Raw genomic sequence first — 20,645 nt, 5'->3', positions numbered from 1 at the left:
TCTACCACTCTGTGACGAAGGTTAACTATCCATCGAATGATAATAAAAAAATGAGTGATGACGCAGGCTATCGCAAAATTGACAGCGCATTACACCACAATCTTTACCAATGTTGAATAATTATTACTGGCTATAGAGCATTAATACGTCCGCTTATGTAGGAGTAGATCAATTCACTAATGCTTTGGCCTGTTTCGCGGTGGCCAGCTTCTGCTCCTGCAACATGGCAGCAAGGCGCCGCTTCTGCTAAATGCAGGTAGGCGCTTGGGCAATGTTTGGCGATATAACTGACATAATGCAGTGCATCGAGTAACGGTACACCAGCGGCGGTGGATGCACTGCTTGGCATGTTAGTGATGGCGTCAAGATCGAGCTCTATAGCTACGGGAAGTTGGGTGTTATTAAGATCTTTGCTTATCGTTTTTAATGCTGTTTCTAGGCTGATCTCACGACGAACCCAGATCTGCTGCAAGCTATGCCAATGGCCACCAAAAGCTTTTAGTTGCTCGAGTGTCGTTTCGCTATTTTTTAGTTCATGTAGGCCAAGTACATGATAATAGCCTAGTGCCCCCGACGCTGCTGCGTAGCTAAAACCATTACCACTATGGCGACCTTCTTTAGGCCTAAAATCTGAATGTGGATCCATATTCACCGCCGCGATAGGGCGTTTAAATGCACTTTTTGCAGCCATTAATAAACCGTAGGCATTGTTATGCCCGCCTCCAATGACGATAGGTTCGAGTCCGGCGCTAAAGACCTGAGACAAAATTAGCATGACTCGCTCGTCCAATAGCTCGACATTGTTGCGTAACTCATCAGCTGACGCGCTATTAGGAAGCTGAAGATCTTGGGTATTAATTTGCCCTAGTACTAAGCATTGTTGGCCACAGAGGAATCGGTTTGACTGCAGATTAAGAAATTGGCCCATGGCGCTATCAAATGCATCGGTTGCGCCTCCTCTGCCTAAATTAGCCCGAGGACCAATATCCTCTCCTATTCCGATAAGAGCAAAGCGTGCACCATTTTGTTTAGCCAGCGCCAAATTACTGCTGAGATCTAAATTGTGATCCGCAAGCTGAACTCTTTGTCCTAGCTTGGTTTCGCCATCGCGTGTATTGAGCAGCGTTAGAAGTGTGGCTTGGTTGAAGAGTGTCAAATGCTGCATGTTATTATTCTTATTGTTAGCTCTGATAGCCGTTAGTTTAAGCGGATTAATCCTATTCGCAAGTAGGGAAGAGGGGGTATAGAGCTTAACGGTTAAATACAGGCACAAAAAAACCAGTCACTTTGGACTGGTTTTTAAATCATCTTGAGCTGGCTCGAGACTGAAATAAACGAACTAACTTTATAGAACTGACTTTATAAAATGGCTCAATAGCGCCTGTTCTCTATCAGATTAGTCGATGTCTAGCGGCTCTGGTGAAAGAATGATACCAGTGTTGTCAGCATAGACGTGATCGCCTGGTAAGAAAGTTACACCACCAAAGTTTACCGGGATTTCTAGTTCACCCACTGCATTGCTGTCAGCGCCAACAGGAATCGAGGCTAATGCTTGGATACCAATGTCTAAATCCTCTAGTGCATCAACATCACGAACAGTACCGTAAACGATGATACCTTCCCAGTTATTAGCTACAGCGACTTCTGCAATTTTGGCATCGAGAAGTGCACGGCGAAGTGATCCACCGCCATCAATTAATAGTACTTTACCTTCTCCATCTTCTTGAACGGCATCAATGATAAGGCCATTGTCTTCAAAACATTTAATGGTGCTAATTGAGCCACCAAAAGAGTTACAACCCCCGAAATTACTGAACATGGGTTCGACAACATCAACAACATCGATATAAGTGTCACAAAGTTCTGAGGTGTTGTATTCCATAAGAACACTCCTGATAGATAGAGATGCTCAGAAGTCCGAGCAAGCAAGTAGTTTCACTCAGTATATAAGGGATTCTTAAAAAGAAAAGTGTTATCAATCACGCAATTGTCTATTAAGGCAGCGTTTGAGTTTGTTGTAGTAATTTTTCTCCCATTTGTTCAATAAAGCCACAAAAACATGATTCAAGTCATTATATGACGTTTTATTATTACAATTAGTGGCTATGTTTGTTAGCATGTTGTCAGATAATTTAACTTAAACTTTAATTTTTACCCGCTTTAGGGGCAAGGATCCCCCAGCTAGCTTAGGGAAGGCATAGGGCCTAAAAAAGGTGCCTTATGGAAGCTGTTAATACTATTGAGATCATCGGCTATGCCGCATCAGTGATGGTGGCGATTTCACTTATGATGAAAGACATTATTTGGTTGAGATGTCTTAACTTTACTGGATGTTCGCTGTTTGTCATTTACGGCGCATCAATTGAAGCATGGCCTGTAGCGGGTATGAATGCTTTCGTTGCCTGTATCAACATATACCATTTATTAAAACTTTATCGTAATCGTAATAATGCTGAGCTTGCCTCTGAGTAGTCTGCAAAACGCCTATTAAACCAGCCTAGTGTACTTTGCTATCGGGCTGGTTACCTCCGTTTGTTTATTCCTATCCTTACTTCCCATCGTTACTTCCATTGTCATTTGTCATTGCATTCGCTTATCTGACGTTATTCATTGTGGTTATACACGCTAATTGTAAGCTCACCTGGCCGTTATCGCGTTCATTCGCTCAGACTTAATTAATGTGTGTCATAAAACTTTAGATAAGTTGTCACCGTGGTGTCATGGAGTTTTCATAGCTTGCCAATGATATAAGAGCGTAAAAATAATTGGGAGGTAATGATAATGGCTTCGATAACGACGTTAGATAGATCCCTTTACCGTTATATAGTCCAGCAAGGTCAGCAGCACGGGCTGCAAAAGTGGGCGCTTTCCCTATCTGCATCTGGCAACGGTCCAGTGTACCTTTATATGGCGGTGATATTTCTCATCATCGATAGCAAAGGTGAGTATCTGCTTAACTCGATGATTGCTGCATACCTTGTTGAGTTACCGTTGTATTTTGCACTCAAGAATATGATCCGCAGGCCTCGCCCTTGTCATGCCTTAGCTGACGGTGTGGCAAGCTTTGAACCCGCAGATAAATTTAGTTTGCCATCAGGTCATACCGCAGCGGCATTTGTTATGGCAACCAGTATCTACTTTATTTACCCGCAACTTTTTTACATCGCCGTAGCTTGGGCTTTGGCTATAGGTCTCGCTCGGGTGGTGCTGGGTGTGCATTACCCACTCGATATTGTTGCAGGCGCATTGCTGGGCATCGTCTCTGTATTACTGAGTCAGCAATTTATTTAGGAGTGTCATGTGCGAATTCTTTATGGTGTTCAAGGTACGGGGAATGGTCATTTAAGCCGCGCCAGGGTGATGGCAAAAGCCCTTCAGCGACAAGGTGTAGATGTTGATTTCTTTTTTTCTGGTCGCTCATCAGAGCAGTTCTTTGATATGCAATGTTTTGGTGAGTATCAGGTTCAATCTGGGCTGACATTTGCCACTGCAAATGGTCGAGTGAGTGTGGCAAAAACCGCAAAACAGAATGCCTGGTTTGGCTTTATTAAAGACATTAAGAATCTAGACTTAAGCGGTTATGACTTAGTGCTCAATGACTTTGAACCAGTGTCAGCCTGGGCCGCAAAAAATCAAGGCATCCCTTCTATCGGGATTAGTCACCAAGCCGCATTGAACTACCCTGTCCCTAAAGTGGGTGACAGTTGGTTTAATGAGGTCATGCTAAGTTATTTTGCGCCTGTGGATATTGCTTTAGGGTGTCACTGGCATCACTTCGGCTTTCCAATTTTACCGCCGTTTGTCGAGGTGGATAAAGTGCAGAAACAACTAGCACACAAGATCTTAGTCTACCTCCCCTTTGAATCACCGAATGAGATCATAAAATTTCTTACCCCCTTTAGCGACTATACCTTTTTGGTATATCACGCATCTACAGCTCGCCATCCTTTGCCCGAGCATATTCAGTGGCATGGTTTTGATAGAGCTGGTTTTAAAGCGGCGATGGCAAGTTGTGGGGGGGTGATTGGCAATGCGGGCTTTGAGCTTGCCAGCGAAGCATTAACACTGGGTAAAAAGTTATTGATTAAACCTTTATTAGGGCAATTTGAGCAGCAGTCTAACGTGGCAGCGCTAGAGCTGTTAGGCGCGGCAGAGTGCATGAAAACACATTTAGATCCGCATGCATTAAGGCGTTGGTTAAAAGACCCCATGCCAGAAGCGATTCAATACCCAGAAGTGGGGGATGCGCTAGTCACATGGTTACTGCAAGGGAATTGGAGCCAGCCCGAGGTATTATGCAAAGCACTATGGGACAACGTAAGCTTACCAGTGAGTTGGCAGAAAAAGAGCCCCTAGCCTGAGCAAGGTGCCTAGTATGCTAACAAAGGCGTATAATAAAAACATCAATCGCCTGAATGTAAACTAGACCAACAAAACTATGCAGCTAAAACCACTCGCAAAAGGGCGCTTCCATTCTTTATGGGAGCAAGAGCATGATGCTATTGAGCAGATTATGCGAGAGTGCATTACTGAGACCAAAACTGTAGCAGCGCAGCACAAGTTGATGCAGCAAGGTCAACAGGTTAATGCGTTAATCCTGGTGCCTCATGGACGGATTTCTATGGGCTATACCGCCAGAAATGGCCGCAGCTTTCAGTTGGGGACCATGACCTGTGATTCACAGCTATTTGGCGAAATGGAGTTCTTTACCGATTATCTATGCCAGCTGGATATCATTGCAGAGGAAACGTTAGAGATCTCGATTATTAATGGGGACAAGCTGCAACAGGCATTGCTCAAAACGCCGCAGTTTGCACTGTTTTTTGCCAGTGCAATAGCCATCGATTATCAGGACACAGTCGATATTTTTACCCGCAGAATGCTCTATCCGATAGCGTATAACATCGCCTATGATCTTTATCATCAGTATTTAAAAGACCAGCCGGTAGAAGGGTTTACTAAATGTTATTTAGAGGCGGAGCGCTTTGCGACAACTGACAGGGTTTATCGCCGTGCAGTCAAAAAACTCGAAGATCTTACACTAATAAAGCGAGAAAAAGAGGGGCTCATCATTTGTGATTTAGAAGGGTTGAAAGCGTTTATTGAATAGCTCTAAACCTATATGTAGGTTTAGAGCTATTATGTGCAAACTGAGTCTGAGCCTGAGCCTGAGCTTTATGCTGTTTGTTGAGTTAACGCGACTTTTTGGCGATTAGACAGTATCAACATTGCAATGATAAGCGCGTAGATAACCGGAATTGCGTACATGACGGTTTGTAGTCCGATAATGCTTTCAAATAGTGAGCTTATAGCTGGGCTGAACATTGCGCCAGCACTACCACTAATTAAGATATACGACACATTTCGGCTACTGGCATTTTTCACAAACGATACACCGTAAGCGATAAAGGCGTTATACAGTGCGGCACAAGCAAAACCATAGCCATAGGTTAAATAGCCAATCCAGTTTAAGTTATCTGTGGTGACGATAAGACTGGTAATGACTAATGCCAGTGAAATCATACCCATAATAAAGTGTTGGATTTTAACTCTCGATACAATCACTGTTGATACTAACGCACCCACTAAAGCAGCAGACCAGTACTGAGTGATGATGTTACCGGCTTCTTCAAATGGGATGTCGAATTTAGTCTTAACGAACATCGGCGCCCAAGTTAGGAAGGTATAAAGCGCTAACATACCAAGAAATAAGCCTAAACCGCCGCTGATAATACCAAGGTTCCACTCAGACTGATCTTTGCTTGCTTCAGTCTTGCCCTTAGTCTCACAAAGCTCAAAGTTAGTGGCTAGAGCGATTGCTGCTGTAGCGAGTGCAACGATACCGACGGCAAGGTAGCTGTAGCTCCAAGAAAGTGCATTGCTTAGTGCATAGGTCGTGATTAATGGGAAGACCACTCCTGCCACGTTAAAGGTGGCATCTTGTACCACTAGCATGGTGCTTTGGATTTTGTCCTTCCACACAGACACCACAATAGTGCCTGCAATACAAAGGCCTACACCGCCACAAAGGCCGATCACCGTCATTGCGACCATCACGATGCTCAGTGAGCCGGTAAAGTGAAGGGCTGCAGCGCTCAGGGCAATACTGACATAACTGAGTAGGGTGATACGCTTTATACCAATCTTTTCAATTAAGAAAAAGGCAGCAATAGTACCGGCTAGCGCGCCGCCATTAAGCAGCGAGAAGATGGAAGCGACTTCATTTACGTTGGCAGAGAATTTTTCGCTAATCGGTTCAATTAGCATACCGAATTGGGTTGCAAAGCCTGCCATCACGAAATTGGCTAAAAAGCTGAGCAAGGTTAGAGATATTTTGTTTTTCATCATCTATTCCTATTGTTGCTGTATCACCAGCTAAAAACGAATCATTAAAAAGAAAGCCGCTGGAAGCTAGGCTTCGAGCGGCTTATTTGAGTCTTATTGACAGGCTGTTTCTAAGGCCAGCTCAATCATTTGGTTAAAGGTGAGCTGACGCGCTTCTGCACTGGTCTCTTCGCCAGTTAAGCAGTGGTCAGAAACCGTTAGAATCGCGAGTGACTCAAAGCCTTTGTGGTGGGCAAGGCCGTATAGACCCGCCACTTCCATATCGACGCCTAATACGCCAAAACGTTCAAGAGCTGGGATCATATCTTCATCAGGATCGTAATACATGTCACCACTAAATACGTTACCGACTTTAACGTTGATCTGCTTTTGCTGTGCGATCATATAGGCTTTATGCAGTAGGTCGAAGGTTGCCGAAGTGGCCATCTGATAACCGCTGCTACGCTTAGCGTTAGTGGGTGAATCAGTACCCGCTGCTTGAGCTAGAATTACGTCATTAATTTTAACGTGTTGCTGAGTCGCGCCAAGGCTACCGACTCGAATAATGCGCTTTACCCCAAAGTCAGCAACAAGCTCATGGGCGTATAGCACCATAGATGGAATACCCATACCGTGGCCCATTACCGATATGCGCTGGCCTTTATAGAAGCCGGTGTAACCTAGCATATTACGGATGTTGGTTACTTCAACAGCATCTTCTAGAAAATTCTCTGCGATGTATTTGGCGCGAAGTGGATCGCCCGGCATGATGATTGTTTCAGCAAAATCGCCTGCTTTGCCATTGATATGTGCAGTCATGAGTTATCCTCTTTTTTGATTGCAGCAGATAGTAAATCTCGATGCGGTATGTATAGAGGACATAAGTCCGCATAGGCTGAAATATGCGCATTTTTTTGTATTTGCTCACAGAAAAGTGGCGGGTATAGGCAGAGTTTTGTGATTTGAACGAATAACTACAGTCGAAAGAGAAGATGTAGATCACCTAAAAGGCTTTAGGCGATCTCGTAAAACGTACTACTTGTGATACTTCACAGTCATATCGATTAATGGTTCACGACTGGCTTTTGCCGCGCGTAGACGAGCAAGATACTTTTCCCACAGCTCTATTTGGTGGGTGGCAAGATCGTACAAGACTTTCCAAGAAAACAAACCGGTATCATGGCCATCATCAAAGACGATTTTTACCGCATAGTTACCAACAGGCTCGATAGCGGTGATGTTGACGTTTTTCTTGTGGGTCACCAGTACTGGATTACCGTGGCCATGGACCTCAGCCGAAGGCGAGTAAACCCTCAACATCTCACAGCTCAACTGAAAGGTTTCACCATTATCGAATGTCATCTCAAGCTGGCGAGATTTGCGTTTCAGCTTAAGCGCTTCAACATTTGGGGTGTTGTTATCTTGAGTCATCTATGTAACCAAAATGATTTAGAGAGTATTGAAAATACAATAGCGGTTAAGCACAAGATTGTCCTTAACCGCTATCACTTATTTTGCTATTGCAGTGGCTCGTTTTCTAAGTTTAGCTTAGAGAATGTAGCGACTTAAATCTTCGTCTTGAACTAAGTTATCTAGGCTTGCTTTCACGTATGCGGCATCAATAACCGTCACTGAACCAGACTTGTCAGAAGCTTCATAAGACAACTCTTCCATTAAGCGTTCCATAACAGTGTGAAGACGACGTGCACCGATATTTTCTGTGCGCTCGTTCACTTGCCATGCCGCTTCTGCAATACTGTCGATACCATCTTCAGTAAATTCAATCGTGACACCTTCTGTCCCCATCAGAGCAATATATTGCTCCGTCAGCGACGCATGCGGCTCAGTTAGAATGCGTTTGAAATCACCTGCTGACAGCGCATCTAACTCGACACGAATAGGTAGGCGGCCTTGAAGCTCAGGGATAAGATCCGAAGGCTTAGACATCTGGAAAGCACCAGAGGCGATAAACAAGATATGGTCGGTTTTTACCATGCCGTGCTTAGTATTAACGGTACAACCTTCAACCAGAGGAAGTAGATCGCGCTGAACGCCTTCACGAGACACATCAGGGCCTGATGATTCGCCGCGCTTACAGATCTTATCGATCTCATCAAGGAACACGATGCCGTGTTGCTCAACCAGTTCAATGGCTTGCTCTTTAAGATCTTCTTGATTAACCAGTTTAGACGCCTCTTCTTCAATCAATAGCTTATAAGCTTCTTTGATTGGCATCTTGCGACGCTTGCTGGCACCAGGTCCCATGTTTTGGAACATGCTTTGTAGTTGGTTCGTCATCTCTTCCATACCTGGAGGAGACATGATCTCGATACCAGCTTGCGGCGCGGCAACATCGATCTCAATTTCTTTGTCGTCTAGCTGACCTTCACGTAGTTTTTTACGGAAAATTTGACGAGTTGCGCTGCTATCCGTTTTTTCGCTATCCCAATCTTCTTTCGGCTTAGGTAGCAAGGCATCTAAAATACGCTCTTCAGCAGCTTCTTCTGCGCGGAATTTACATTTTTTGATCTGCTCTTCGCGAGTAAGCTTGATAGCTGAGTCGGTTAAATCACGAATAATCTGCTCGACTTCCTTACCGACATAACCCACTTCAGTAAATTTAGTCGCTTCGACTTTAATAAATGGCGCTTTTGCTAGCCGAGCTAGGCGACGAGCAATTTCAGTTTTACCTACACCTGTTGGACCAATCATAAGAATGTTCTTTGGCGTGACTTCTTGACGAAGATCGGCAGGAAGCTGCATACGACGCCAGCGGTTACGTAGGGCAATGGCCACTGAACGTTTGGCTTTTTGCTGGCCAATAATGTGGCTATCTAGCTCATGAACAATTTCACGTGGTGTCATCTCAGACATAATCTTTCCTCATGCTTTGCAGCATTTTTCGTATAAACGAATGAATCGTTTAGTACTTTTTATTTAGTGCGTGGTACTGAGCGCTAGGCTTAGTACTTTAATTCTTCGATAGTCTTAAATTGGTTGGTGAACACGCAAATGTTACCTGCAATTGTCAGCGATTTTTCAGCGATTTCGAGTGCACTTAAATCGGTATTTTCAAGCAGTGCAGTCGCAGCTGATTGGGCAAAGGCGCCACCAGAACCTATCGCAATAAGATCATTTTCAGGCTGAACAACATCACCATTACCGGTAATGATCAGTGAAGACTCTGTATCGGCCACGGCAAGTAAAGCTTCAAGCTTGCGTAGAACTTTATCTGAGCGCCAGTCTTTAGCCATCTCGACAGCGGCACGCATAAGGTGACCTTGATGCATCTCGAGTTTAGCTTCGAAACGCTCGAATAGGGTGAATGCATCGGCGGTACTGCCAGCAAAGCCCGCAAGTACCTTGTTGTGGTACAAACGACGAACTTTTTTAGCATTGCCTTTCATAACTGTGTTACCAAGAGAAACCTGGCCATCACCGGCGATAACAACTTGGTTATTTCGGCGTACTGATACGATAGTGGTCACAATAAATCCTCTTCTCTAGCCAGAGGCGGTCTGCCTGCTGGTTGACGATAATAGAGATATGGGGATGCGTGAGTAAATATCAAGGGTAGATAGGGTACTGGCATAAAAAACGCTGCACAGGGCAGCGTTTTAAATTATTGCTGGTGGGCGTTAGCCTTCCCAGAGCCAGATTTGGCAGCCGTTAGTGCCAGAGTTTTGCAACACGTGACGCTGCCTTTCAGCATCACGTTTCTTGTCATAAGGCCCTAGAACCACTTTGTACCAAATGCCACTGGTCCCTTGGACTTTTCGAACTCGAGCCTCTAGTCCTTGGAAAGCGATTATCGCTTTTAGCTCATTAGCCTGTGACTCTTTTCTAAATGAGCCACATTGCATCTGATAAGGACGCTTAGGTTTAGTCGACACCTCAGGAAGGTCCACTTCGACCTTCTTGTTTTCTAACTCTTTAAGATAGGTCCATTCCTCTTTCGGTGCAGGAGGAAGAGCATCAGGATCTTTCTTTACTGGTTTTTTCTTTGGCTGTTCGACAACCACAGGTGTGGTTGCTGGTTCATCATTGCTGCTTAATATCCACAGTAAATAGCCAAAGCCACCAACGCCTACAAGTGTGATAAGCAACAGCAGAATCGGAAAGCGCTTAGGGGCGCTTCCTTTTGAGCTCTTTTTGCGAGCGCTGTTCTTACCTTTTCGAGCAGGCTTACGGTTTGCATAATCACGATTTGTCATGAGCTGGAGGTTACATCCGTTCTAAGGTTTCTAGGCCAAGAAGATTCAGACCCTGCTTCAATGTCTTAGCGGTTAGCTGAGACAATAGTAGGCGGCTTTTCTTCGACTCTTCTGTTTCGGCGGCCAATACAGGACATGCTTCGTAGAAACTTGAAAAGGCACCAGCCAGCTCAAATAGGTAGCCACAAAGTGCATGGGGCTGCCCTTTGTTGACCATACGCGCCATTACTTCACCAAATTGAGCCAGCTTAGTCCCTAAGTCTTTCTCTTTTTCGTGCTCTAGAGTAATTGTTGCATCGCTTAAGTCAACGTCTTGAGCGCGCTTGAAAATACCCGCTACACGTGTGTATGCGTAGAGTAGGTAAGGCGCGGTGTTGCCTTCAAAGCTCAGCATCTGCTCGAAGCTGAAGATATAGTCACTCGCGCGGTTCTTTGAAAGATCGGCATACTTAACTGATGCGATACCCACAACGCGAGCAATTTCAACTAGTTCAGCTTCATCCATATCAGGGTTCTTGCTACGAACCAATTCTAATGCGCGCGTATCGGCTTCATTTAACAGATCGATTAACTTAACAACGCCGCCAGAACGGGTTTTGAATGGACGACCATCTTCGCCGTTCATGGTACCAAAGCCCATGTGCTCAAAGCTCATGTCTTCACGAACAAACTTAGCTGTTTTAGCTAGCTTAAATACTTGTTGGAAGTGAAGCGCTTGGCGTAAATCCACAAAGTAAAGCGCTCTGTCAGCCTTAAGGACGTTAGAGCGGTAGCGCATAGCTGCTAAATCGCTGGTGGCATAGAGGTAACCGCCATCGGCTTTTTGAATAATAACCGGTAGAGGCTCGCCTTCTTTGTTTTTAAATTCGTCCTGGAATACGACTTTTGCACCGTTACTTTCTGACAGTAAACCCTGAGCGTCTAAGTCGGCAACGACTTGTGCTAAGTCATTGTTATAAGCGCTTTCGCCACGAACGTCTGCACGGGTTAGGCTCACACCTAAACGCTCGTATAGTTCATGACAATGGCTTAGCGAAATATCGTTAAATTCGCGCCATAGCTTGTTGCAGTACTCGTCGCCTGATTGAAGTGCAACCACTAACTTACGAGCGCGAATGGCAAACTCTTCTGATTCATCAAAACGCACTTTAGCAGCGCGGTAGAATGTCTCTAGATCAGACAACTCCATCTTGGCTTGCTCGCCGTTGGCTGCACGCAGCTCTTCCATATAGGCAAGTAACATACCGAACTGAGTGCCCCAGTCACCAACGTGGTTTTGACGTATAACCTTGTGACCCATAAATTCTAGGGCGCGCACTACACTGTCACCAATAATGGTTGAGCGCAGGTGACCTACGTGCATCTCTTTAGCAAGGTTAGGTGAAGAGTAATCGACAACAACCGTTTGTGGTGTTGGTAACTCAAGACCAAAGTGATCGCTGTTGAGTGCTGCCATTAGCTGGTTAGCAAGGGCGTTATCATCGATAAAGAAGTTGATAAATCCAGGACCTGCAATTTCAACTTTTTCGACATGGCTTGATGTCGGCAAGTTATCAATTAATAGCTGAGCGATTTCACGTGGGTTTTTGCCCGCAGCTTTAGTTAGCATCATTGCCAAGTTAGTTGCAAAATCACCGTGGCTTTTATCTTTCGTTCGGTCAACTTGAATACGAGCTTCAAAGTCAGCAGGAACAATCCCTTGTTGTTTAAGAGCATTTAAAGATTCAGCGAGTAAAGATTGAGTATGTGATTTCATTGGCGTTTAATCGACACTTACATAAAGAAAAATAATTAGGGGTAACCGACTATTTTAGCCGCTAGTGGTGGTGAATTACTATCCTCTAGCGAACTTTTTCTGCTTTGAAGCCGATAAAGTCGATTTAAAGCAGATCTTGTGGGTCTCTATCTATGCTCCAACGACATTTTTTAGCCAGTGGCAGCTGTTCGATTTGTGGCAATGCACGCTCGAATTCTAACTGGAGTCTGTTACGGTTTTTTGTCTGGAATAAAAGCTGGCGGCGATACTTACCCGCTTTTCTGTCAAGCGGCGCAGGCATGGGGCCAATCACTTCACACTCTTCATCTTGCGGTAGTAGGGCACCAATTTGGCTTAACAGGTTGTCAGCATCAATAGCCTGATGAGCTTCAGCACGAATTAAGATCATATGCCAAGCGGGTGGCAGTAGTGCTTGAGTACGCTCAAATAACTGATTGCGAGCAAACTCACCATAACCTTTGTGCATCAACTCTCGCAGCATGGCGTTATCGCTCTGATGGGTCTGTAGCAATACCGTGCCGGGCTTAGTGGCTCGCCCTGCGCGGCCGGATACCTGAGTATAGAGCTGGCCAAATCGCTCAGGCGCTCTAAAGTCGGCGCTAAATAGCGCACCATCTACATCCAATAAGCCCACTAAGGTGACATCAGGAAAGTGATGGCCTTTCGCCAGCATTTGGGTGCCAACTAAGATTTTGTACTCACCCTTGTGGATCGCATTAAGGTGCCCTTCGAGTGAGCCCTTATTACGAGTGGTATCTCTATCTATTCGTACCACCGGATGATTGGGGAACTCTTTTTCTAAAAATGACGCAAGCTGTTCTGTGCCCACGCCTTGGCCTGCAAGCATGGTACTGCCACAGCTATGACACTGTTTAGGAATGGCGTATTGGTTGCTACAGTGGTGACAACGAATTTCGCCTAAGGCTTGATGCACGGTAAAGAAGGCATCGCAGCGGTCACACTCATGTAGATGGCCACACTCATGGCAGATAAGTGCAGGAGCAAAGCCACGACGGTTCAAAAATAAGATAACCTGGTTGCCAGCGTCGAGATGAATGCGCATCTCATTCAATAGCGCGTGAGACATCCCTGAGCGTAGCGGCTGATTGCGAATATCGATAATGCCCTGGCGCACTTTTTCGGCAGCGCCGGCGCGTTTTGCTAAATGCAGATGTTGATAGCGGCCGCTGAGCGCATTTTGTAGTGTTTCAAGTGATGGCGTGGCCGTCCCTAAAAGCACTGGGACTTGTTCAAGATGGCCGCGCATAACGGCTAAGTCGCGGGCGTGATACCCCACACCTTCTTGCTGCTTAAAGCTAGAGTCGTGCTCTTCATCTAAGATGATCACGCCTGGATAAAGCATCGGGGTAAAGAGCGCGGAGCGGGTACCGATAATAATCGCAGCCTCACCAGATCTTGCTTGTCGCCACGCATCCAGCCTTTGATTGTCGGTAAGACCTGAGTGAATGACGGCCACTTTAACGTTAAATCGGCGTCTAAAGCGATTGATGGTTTGTGGGGTTAGACCAATTTCGGGCACTAAAACCAGTGCCTGTTTGCCTTGTTTTAATACGGTTTCAAGCATGGCTAAGTAGACTTCCGTCTTACCTGATCCGGTAACGCCTTCAAGTAAGGTGCAATGATAGCCTGACTGCTGGGTCAAGGTGGCGACAGCAATGGCTTGCTCTGGGTTAAGCTTGTGCGGCTCTTCTGTCATTTCAAGTTCGGTGCGCCAGCTTAAGTCTGTCGCAAGTATGCGGCTTTTCTTTTCAATCCAGCCTTTATCATCTAGTGCTTTGATTGCGGCTTTGCTTAGCTCTAAGCTGGTAATGTCACTGAGTTCTATGTCGCGTTCACGCAAGCTGTGGAGTAGCTTTCGCTGTGCAGGGGCTCGATTGAGCTGATTGATATCAGCCTCTTTGCCTGCATCGGTTAGCGTCCAGTATGTGACGCTAGATTCTTTGACCTCTGCGCCTTTACGTAGCGCAACAGGAATCGCCTGCGATAACATTTGCCCTAGGCTGCAGAAGTAATATCTTGCGGCCCAAGCAGTTAATTTATAAAGTGAATCTGGCAGTAATGGCTCAGTATCAAGAATGGCCACAATCGGTTTTATCTGCTTAGGTGGAAGTGAGCAGCTATCACTGGTTGCCGTAATAAGGCCGATGAGTTGTTGGCGACCAAACGGAACTTGAACACGCATGCCTTTTTGAGGCGTAATGGTGATATGTTCAGGCACTTGGTAGCTAAAGTTTTGTCGCATTGGAACGGGCAGGGCGACCTCAACAAACAAAGGCATAGTATTACTATTTAGAAGGGAAGTTAGCCTTAAGTGTACCGAGCGAGTTTCATCAGAGCTAGCGGCAATTGATTTTATTGCGGATCAAACATACTCGCTGGCCTTTTGAGAGGGTGCATTGGGATGATTTTACTGTTACTAATTGGTATTAGCTTAAGCTTGATTAAGCAGGCTTATTCAATTGGTTGGAATAATGATTAATAAAAATAGCCAAGAAAAGTTTTACTGGATTAAGGTACATTTGATGAAGAGATTTATATTCGCGCTGATGGCAATGACAGCATTGGCAACGGCTCAGGCAGAAGTGTCACATGTCAGTATTAATGAGAGGCAGTTTAAGCTCGGTGAGCACCCTAGCTTAAAGCTCAATATTGTTACCTCTCATAGCAACCTGAAAAAAGTACAGTTCTCAATTCGGCAAGCCAATGGTGAAGAGCGACTGCTCTCTAAGCCTCTGACCCGTTTTATGGTCGAGGCGACAGGGGTGGAAGATGTGGTTGATAAAAACGCGGTATTGATTGTAAAGGAGTACCGGGTTAATCGCTGGTACCAAGTCAAAGTCTTGAGTTTATTTAATGACAAGGTGAATGAAGCTGGCAGGGATAAGCGCGATAGCACTTATCAGGCGAGCGCTGTTAAAGAGGTCAAGCAAACCGAAGTCGCCTCAAGTGGCATAAAAGTGAGTGGTGCTGATGTGATAGTCAGCCGTTTAGATGACTGCCAAATAGAGTTTGATGGTAAAGAAACCTTATGGCGTATCGCTAATCGACAAGCTAAACGTTGGGGAATAAGCCCTTATGGGGCGATGTTAGCCATTTTTGAGCGTAACCCTAAGGCTTTTAATAACCAGAGTATAAATGGCCTTAAGTCGCAAGCGACCCTAGAGTGTCCATCGATGGTCACGCTCGAAAAGTATGCGGATGCTAAGGTGGCTATGAGGCAATTTAATGCGATGGAATAATGGCTTAAGGCTGCTTGCTAGGGTGCAATAGAATAGGCTTTTGAGGCCTTTTTGCGATTATTTATTATTCACACATAATGGCGCTTGAATCTACAAATAAGATCCTGTAGTATTCGGCGCCTAAATAATTTTATTTTAACTGCATGTGGTGTCCGACTTCGGGTTGGAAGAGCGACATGGCCTTTTACTGAGGTAATTCCAATGAAACCAGGCATTCATCCTGATTATGCAGAAATCACTGCAACTTGTACTTGTGGTAACGTTATCAAGATTAACTCTACTGTAGGTAAAGATTTACACCTAGACGTATGTGGTGCATGTCACCCATTCTACACTGGTACCCAGAAAGTTATGGATACTGGCGGACGTATCGACAAGTTCAACAAGCGCTTTGGTGCACTTGGCAAGAAGTAATTACTTCTGCAATGAATTTAAAAAAGGCGCCTTCTGGCGCCTTTTTGCTATCTAAGCATATTTACTCGCTGAAAAATCACATCTTTATACTGATTAGTATGGTTTGAATAGCTATCGGTTATGGGCTCGTGGTACTTTTACATCTTGATGTGTTGTCGTCACTATAGACACAGTAAGGATTGATAAAAGGAGGGCCGTGGCATGAGTCTAATTAGAATACTGGCAGTCCTGCTGTTATCTTTACCGGTTTTCGTTGTGCAAGCGAGCCTATGCATACCGACGCAGTTTAATGAAACGGTTACGTTAGATTACGTCAATGATGGCGATACTATTACTTTAACCGACGGCCGCTTAGTGCGACTCATCGGTATCGACTCCCCTGAAATTGACTTTCAATTTCCAGAGCTTTCACAGCCTTACGCTACACCGGCAAAAAAATTCCTTTCTGAAGTCGTTAAACCCGGTCAGTCGCTGTTGCTTGCTTTCGATAAGAAGCGCTTAGATCCGTTTGGTCGAACACTGGCTTATGTCTACACTGAGCAATTAGAGCATCTGCAAGAGATGATGCTAGCTAATGGTTTTGCTAAGGCACGAGTCTACCAAAACGACTATTTTTGGCAGTGTTTAAGTAAAATAGAACGAAGCGCACGTACAAATAAAGTGGGCTTATGGAGTCATAAAGCCTATCAACCTTTAACCACCTACAACCTAACGCGTAATGACAGTAATAAATGGAGAGAGGTCAGAGGAGTTGTTACGGGTTATGAAAGAAAAGGTCAAAATTTCGAGCTTAATATCGACAATAACTTGGTTTTGATGATGACTCAGCAAGATATTGGTAAGTTTAGCAACATTTTGACGTTGAATTTGCTTGAAAGCCGCGTAATAGTAAGAGGTAAGTTGTACTTTTCTTACGGCAAATATCGCCTAAATGCGACACATCCATCTCAGATAACCATGGAAAATGCCCCTTAGGAATAATATATAGCGATAAAGTTAAAAAATGAGAAGAACTTGTTTGAAATGACCTGAGATTCAAGTATCTTAGCGGCTATCAACTAACTGTTTTTTGCTCAATTTGAAACTTTAGTTGCCGACCTCTCGCTCAGGATATTATTAGTCGCACTCAGGATTAGAAAAATGGCAGATCTTCGTCAACAAGCCCTCGATTATCATGAATTCCCCGTTCCAGGCAAAACAGCTGTTTGCCTAACTAAACCCGCAGAAACCAGTATGGATCTCGCTCTGGCTTATAGCCCGGGTGTGGCAGAGCCTGTACGTGAAATTGCGGCTAATCCAGACAATGCTTACCGTTATACAGGTAAAGGCAACACAGTTGCTGTTATCTCTAACGGTACGGCAATTTTAGGTTTAGGTAACTTAGGCCCGTTGGCATCTAAGCCTGTAATGGAAGGCAAGGCTTTGCTTTTCAAACACTTTGCTAATATTGATGCTACAGATATCGAAGTAAAGCACAGAACATCTGAAGAGTTCATTAACACAGTTGAAGCGATTGCCGACACATTTGGCGGTATTAACCTTGAAGATATCAAGGCGCCAGAATGTTTTGAAATTGAAAAGGCATTGATTGAGCGCTGTAATGTACCTGTATTTCATGATGATCAGCACGGTACTGCAATTGTAACTGCTGCAGGTATGCTTAATGCACTTGAGATTCAAGGCAAGTCTATCGAAGACGCAGTGTTTGTCTGTATGGGCGCTGGCGCAGCTGCGATCGCTTGTATGACCATGATTGTTAACTGTGGTGCTCAGCGTGAAAACGTATACATGCTAGACAGAAAAGGCGTTATCCATACTCGTCGTGACGACATTAATGAGTATAAGGCGCTATTTGCTAACAACACTGATAAGCGCACGCTGCAAGATGTGATTAAAGGTGCTGATGTATTTTTAGGTCTTTCTGGTCCAGATGTTTTAGCTGCTGAAGATGTTGCCTTAATGGCAGATAAGCCAGTGATTTTTGCTTGTTCTAATCCAGATCCAGAAATCAAACCCGAAATTGCTCATGATGTTCGTAAAGACTTAATCATGGGGACGGGCCGTAGCGACTACCCTAACCAAGTTAACAACGTACTTTGCTTCCCATTCATTTTCCGTGGTGCGCTAGATGTGCGTGCTTCAAGAATCAATGATGAGATGAAGATTGCCGCTGTACACGCAATCGCTGCTTTGGCAAAAGAGCCGGTACCGGCTTCAGTACTTGCAGCCTATCCAAATATTGACTCACTAGAGTTTGGTCCAGAATACGTGATCCCTAAACCAGTTGATGCGCGCCTTTTGCCTAATGTGGCCAAAGCGGTTGCGATTGCAGCAATTGAATCTGGTGTTGCAGTGATTAAAGAATTACCTGCAGGCTATATGGAGTCATAAGCACTCTATTTGTCGAGAAAAGGAGCCTAATGGCTCCTTTTTTGTTGCCGAGAGTTTTTCGATTACTGTATAACTGAAGGCTAGCAAGGTAAGGTTGGCTTACGTCATTCTCCATCGCCTTGAGGATGCAGGTTTAGATGCAACAATAAGATCCAGCAGGAAGCGGACAGATGAAACTGACTCGAATTCTTACAAAAAAACTGACTAGCTTTTGGCTTATGTCACTGGCAGGTGTCGCGTTCATCTGTTTTTTGACCGCTATGGTTAGCTTTATTCAACTGACCTATACCTTTCAGCAGCAAAAGGTTACCGAACTAGAAAACTTACTTGAACAACAGGTTGAACACCAGGTAGCGCAGCAAAATAGTGGGCAGATTAATGCGTGGTTACCGCCTTTACTTAATGCGTATCGTGCGCAGGCCTTTACATTATCGACAGGCAAAGACGTTATTTTTGAGTATCATTCACCGACTCCTCAACGAGGCGGGGTGAACTATCACAGTCAACTCGCTGGTGGCAAGTTGTCGATGAAGCTTACTTTACCTCAACCATTTAGTCGCGCTGATATTGGCTGGTATGAATTACTGATTATTGTCATCGGCTGCCTTGCTGTATTCCTATTTGTACGTTTTGGGTTTCGCTGGTTCTCACTGCACCTTGAAGGGATTGAGCATTTAGCGCAACGCTCAAGTCTTATTCTGTCGGGGCAGTATGATAAAGCGTTGGCCGAAAAGGGGCATGGTAAGCCGAGGTTAATCAATCGAGCGTTAACGCACCTGCTGTTAGAGCTTGATGATGCTCATAAAGAGCGTGCTCGATTTGATCAGTTTATTCGTTCTAATACATTTTTAGATGCAGAAACAGGCATAGGTAATAGTTTGTTTTTGAAAAACCGCTTGGATGCGTTAAGTAATCACTCAGGTATGATGACGCCAGGTGTTTTGTATCTGTTTGAGATGGAGGATTTAGACTTACTCGGTAAAGAGTTAGCTGATCACGAGGTCGACGAGCTGCTGTTACAGTTAATTAATACCGTAAACCAAATCTTAGCGGATAAAGCGAATAGCATTTTCTCAAGACGTTCATACAATCAATTTGCTGTCGTCGTGCCACAAATATCTCAAGCTGAGGCCGATCAGCTCGCCGCTAAGTTACTGCGTTTGAGCCTTAATCAACTCAATACATTTATCCCACTTCCAGACGACTTTATACATTTAGGTGGCGCTTACTTTAAAGTCGGTGATGATAAGGATGCGTTAATGGAAGAGGCTGAACTCGCGCTGCGCTCCGCTCAATTCCAGGGCGGGAGTAGTTGGTTTATGTACGACAAGGGCTCGGTTGACGGTGACTTGTCAAAAGGCTCTGTACGTTGGCGAAGTTTTCTTGAGAATGTATTGGTGAGCAAAAGAGTATTTCTTTTTTCGCAGCCTGTCGTAGACAGTGACTCGCTGGCTCATCATCAAGAAGTAACCTGCCGCCTACGAGATACGCAGGGTAACTTAGTCAGGGCAACGCTATTTTTACCTATGGCAATAAAGTGCGGTCTGACACCACAAATTGAACGTCAGGTCATCGAGATGGTGATGTTTGATATATTGCCTAAACACAAGGATAACAGCTTAAAATTTAGTATTAATTTGAGCTTGGATACCTTAACCAGCCGCGCCTTCGTACGCTGGTTGAAGACGACACTGCTTGAGTACCGACATTTAGCTCCAAGGCTTATTTTTGAGGTGAATGAAGCGATTTTAGTTAAGCATCAGAAGCAGCTTATAGCACCTTTAGATATGATCAATAAAATGGGGGCGAGCATCTGTGTCGATCGTGTGGGTCAACAAGTTGTGAGTACTGAGTATATTCACCATTACCCTATATCGTTAATTAAGCTTCATCGCTCTATCGTTAATCAAATACATCTACGAGCAGAAAATCAGCTATTTGTTAGAAGCTTAATTGCAGGTTTATTTCGCACCGATGTACAGGTGTGCGCAGAGGGGGTTGAAGTGTTTGAAGAGTGGCAAACATTACAAATTTTAGGCGTGAGTGCTGGACAGGGGAGCTTTTTCAGTGAGCCGATCGAAGAGGTATAGTTTGTTTCGTATTTTGAGGTGATTGTTACTAGATATTCTTAATTTAGGGTTTTATCTATAATAATCAGGGATAACTCGCTACACTAATGGCATAATAAGAGTCTTGCGCTATCGAGATAAGAACTCACAGTATTTAATATACACATTTATTTACTCAACATCGTTTTACTCACTT

The 20,645-nt window shown here is 44.6% G+C and carries 19 protein-coding genes; 9 read left to right on the top strand and 10 right to left on the bottom strand.

Going from position 1 to position 20,645, the window contains the following annotated elements; genetic code table 11:
• Positions 1-130: 130 nt before the first annotated feature.
• Positions 131-1,165 carry a formimidoylglutamase gene (locus ACVBIU_RS06005; RefSeq protein WP_447163295.1) on the bottom strand — a complete coding sequence of 345 codons (1,035 nt, stop codon included), beginning with the start codon at positions 1,163-1,165 and terminating at the stop codon, positions 131-133.
• Positions 1,166-1,396: 231 nt separating this feature from the next.
• A complete protein-coding gene (gene rraA, locus ACVBIU_RS06000; protein WP_447159797.1) occupies positions 1,397-1,882 on the bottom strand; it encodes a ribonuclease E activity regulator RraA in 486 nt (161 codons plus the stop codon).
• 338 nt (positions 1,883-2,220) lie between these two features.
• On the opposite strand from rraA, the gene ACVBIU_RS05995 reads away from it, so the two are divergent.
• From ACVBIU_RS05995 to ACVBIU_RS05980, 4 genes are all read left to right on the top strand, one after another.
• Positions 2,221-2,472, top strand: coding sequence for a YgjV family protein (locus ACVBIU_RS05995; protein WP_447159796.1), 252 nt, complete (start codon positions 2,221-2,223; stop codon positions 2,470-2,472).
• A gap of 306 nt (positions 2,473-2,778) precedes the next feature.
• Positions 2,779-3,291, top strand: a complete 513-nt coding sequence (locus ACVBIU_RS05990; protein ID WP_447163301.1) for a phosphatase PAP2 family protein — start codon at positions 2,779-2,781, stop codon at positions 3,289-3,291.
• A 9-nt stretch (positions 3,292-3,300) separates the two neighbouring features.
• Positions 3,301-4,356, top strand: a complete 1,056-nt coding sequence (locus ACVBIU_RS05985) for an MJ1255/VC2487 family glycosyltransferase (RefSeq protein ID WP_447159795.1) — start codon at positions 3,301-3,303, stop codon at positions 4,354-4,356.
• A gap of 82 nt (positions 4,357-4,438) precedes the next feature.
• Positions 4,439-5,110: a Crp/Fnr family transcriptional regulator gene (locus tag ACVBIU_RS05980; protein WP_447159794.1), complete on the top strand. Its 672-nt coding sequence runs from the start codon at positions 4,439-4,441 to the stop codon at positions 5,108-5,110.
• 65 nt (positions 5,111-5,175) lie between these two features.
• On the opposite strand, the gene tsgA is transcribed toward ACVBIU_RS05980, so the two are convergent.
• The 8 genes from tsgA to priA form a co-directional block, all read right to left on the bottom strand.
• The gene (gene tsgA / locus ACVBIU_RS05975) at positions 5,176-6,345 is read right to left on the bottom strand and encodes an MFS transporter TsgA (protein ID WP_447159793.1); all 1,170 of its coding nucleotides are present in this window, start codon (positions 6,343-6,345) and stop codon (positions 5,176-5,178) included.
• A gap of 93 nt (positions 6,346-6,438) precedes the next feature.
• Complete coding sequence (gene deoD, locus ACVBIU_RS05970; protein ID WP_447159792.1) at positions 6,439-7,143, bottom strand: purine-nucleoside phosphorylase; 705 nt, start codon at positions 7,141-7,143, stop codon at positions 6,439-6,441.
• A 216-nt stretch (positions 7,144-7,359) separates the two neighbouring features.
• Complete coding sequence (locus ACVBIU_RS05965; protein ID WP_447159791.1) at positions 7,360-7,755, bottom strand: gamma-butyrobetaine hydroxylase-like domain-containing protein; 396 nt, start codon at positions 7,753-7,755, stop codon at positions 7,360-7,362.
• Positions 7,756-7,872: 117 nt separating this feature from the next.
• Positions 7,873-9,198 carry an ATP-dependent protease ATPase subunit HslU gene (hslU, locus tag ACVBIU_RS05960; RefSeq protein WP_447159790.1) on the bottom strand — a complete coding sequence of 442 codons (1,326 nt, stop codon included), beginning with the start codon at positions 9,196-9,198 and terminating at the stop codon, positions 7,873-7,875.
• A gap of 89 nt (positions 9,199-9,287) precedes the next feature.
• A complete protein-coding gene (gene hslV / locus ACVBIU_RS05955) occupies positions 9,288-9,812 on the bottom strand; it encodes an ATP-dependent protease subunit HslV (RefSeq protein WP_447159789.1) in 525 nt (174 codons plus the stop codon).
• A gap of 150 nt (positions 9,813-9,962) precedes the next feature.
• Positions 9,963-10,538, bottom strand: a complete 576-nt coding sequence (locus ACVBIU_RS05950) for an SPOR domain-containing protein (protein ID WP_447159788.1) — start codon at positions 10,536-10,538, stop codon at positions 9,963-9,965.
• Between the two features lie 10 nt (positions 10,539-10,548).
• Entirely contained in the window at positions 10,549-12,294 is a 1,746-nt protein-coding gene (gene argS, locus ACVBIU_RS05945) for an arginine--tRNA ligase (RefSeq protein WP_447159787.1), read from the bottom strand.
• Positions 12,295-12,418: 124 nt separating this feature from the next.
• The gene (priA, locus tag ACVBIU_RS05940; protein WP_447159786.1) at positions 12,419-14,614 is read right to left on the bottom strand and encodes a primosomal protein N'; all 2,196 of its coding nucleotides are present in this window, start codon (positions 14,612-14,614) and stop codon (positions 12,419-12,421) included.
• 244 nt (positions 14,615-14,858) lie between these two features.
• On the opposite strand from priA, the gene ACVBIU_RS05935 reads away from it, so the two are divergent.
• From ACVBIU_RS05935 to csrD, 5 genes are all read left to right on the top strand, one after another.
• Complete coding sequence (locus tag ACVBIU_RS05935) at positions 14,859-15,575, top strand: FimV/HubP family polar landmark protein (RefSeq protein ID WP_447163294.1); 717 nt, start codon at positions 14,859-14,861, stop codon at positions 15,573-15,575.
• Positions 15,576-15,776: 201 nt separating this feature from the next.
• Positions 15,777-15,989 (top strand): 50S ribosomal protein L31, encoded by a 213-nt coding sequence (gene rpmE, locus ACVBIU_RS05930; protein ID WP_220762057.1) that lies wholly within the window; start codon positions 15,777-15,779, stop codon positions 15,987-15,989.
• 201 nt (positions 15,990-16,190) lie between these two features.
• A complete protein-coding gene (locus ACVBIU_RS05925) occupies positions 16,191-16,964 on the top strand; it encodes a thermonuclease family protein (RefSeq protein ID WP_447163293.1) in 774 nt (257 codons plus the stop codon).
• Positions 16,965-17,129: 165 nt separating this feature from the next.
• Positions 17,130-18,380, top strand: a complete 1,251-nt coding sequence (locus ACVBIU_RS05920) for a malic enzyme-like NAD(P)-binding protein (RefSeq protein ID WP_447159783.1) — start codon at positions 17,130-17,132, stop codon at positions 18,378-18,380.
• 170 nt (positions 18,381-18,550) lie between these two features.
• Positions 18,551-20,470, top strand: a complete 1,920-nt coding sequence (gene csrD / locus ACVBIU_RS05915; protein ID WP_447163292.1) for an RNase E specificity factor CsrD — start codon at positions 18,551-18,553, stop codon at positions 20,468-20,470.
• Positions 20,471-20,645: the final 175 nt, after the last annotated feature.

This window comes from Shewanella sp. 30m-14, assembly GCF_052977125.1.
The sequence above is the reverse complement of the archived record's forward strand: the minus strand, read 5'-3'. Positions and strand labels throughout refer to the sequence as shown.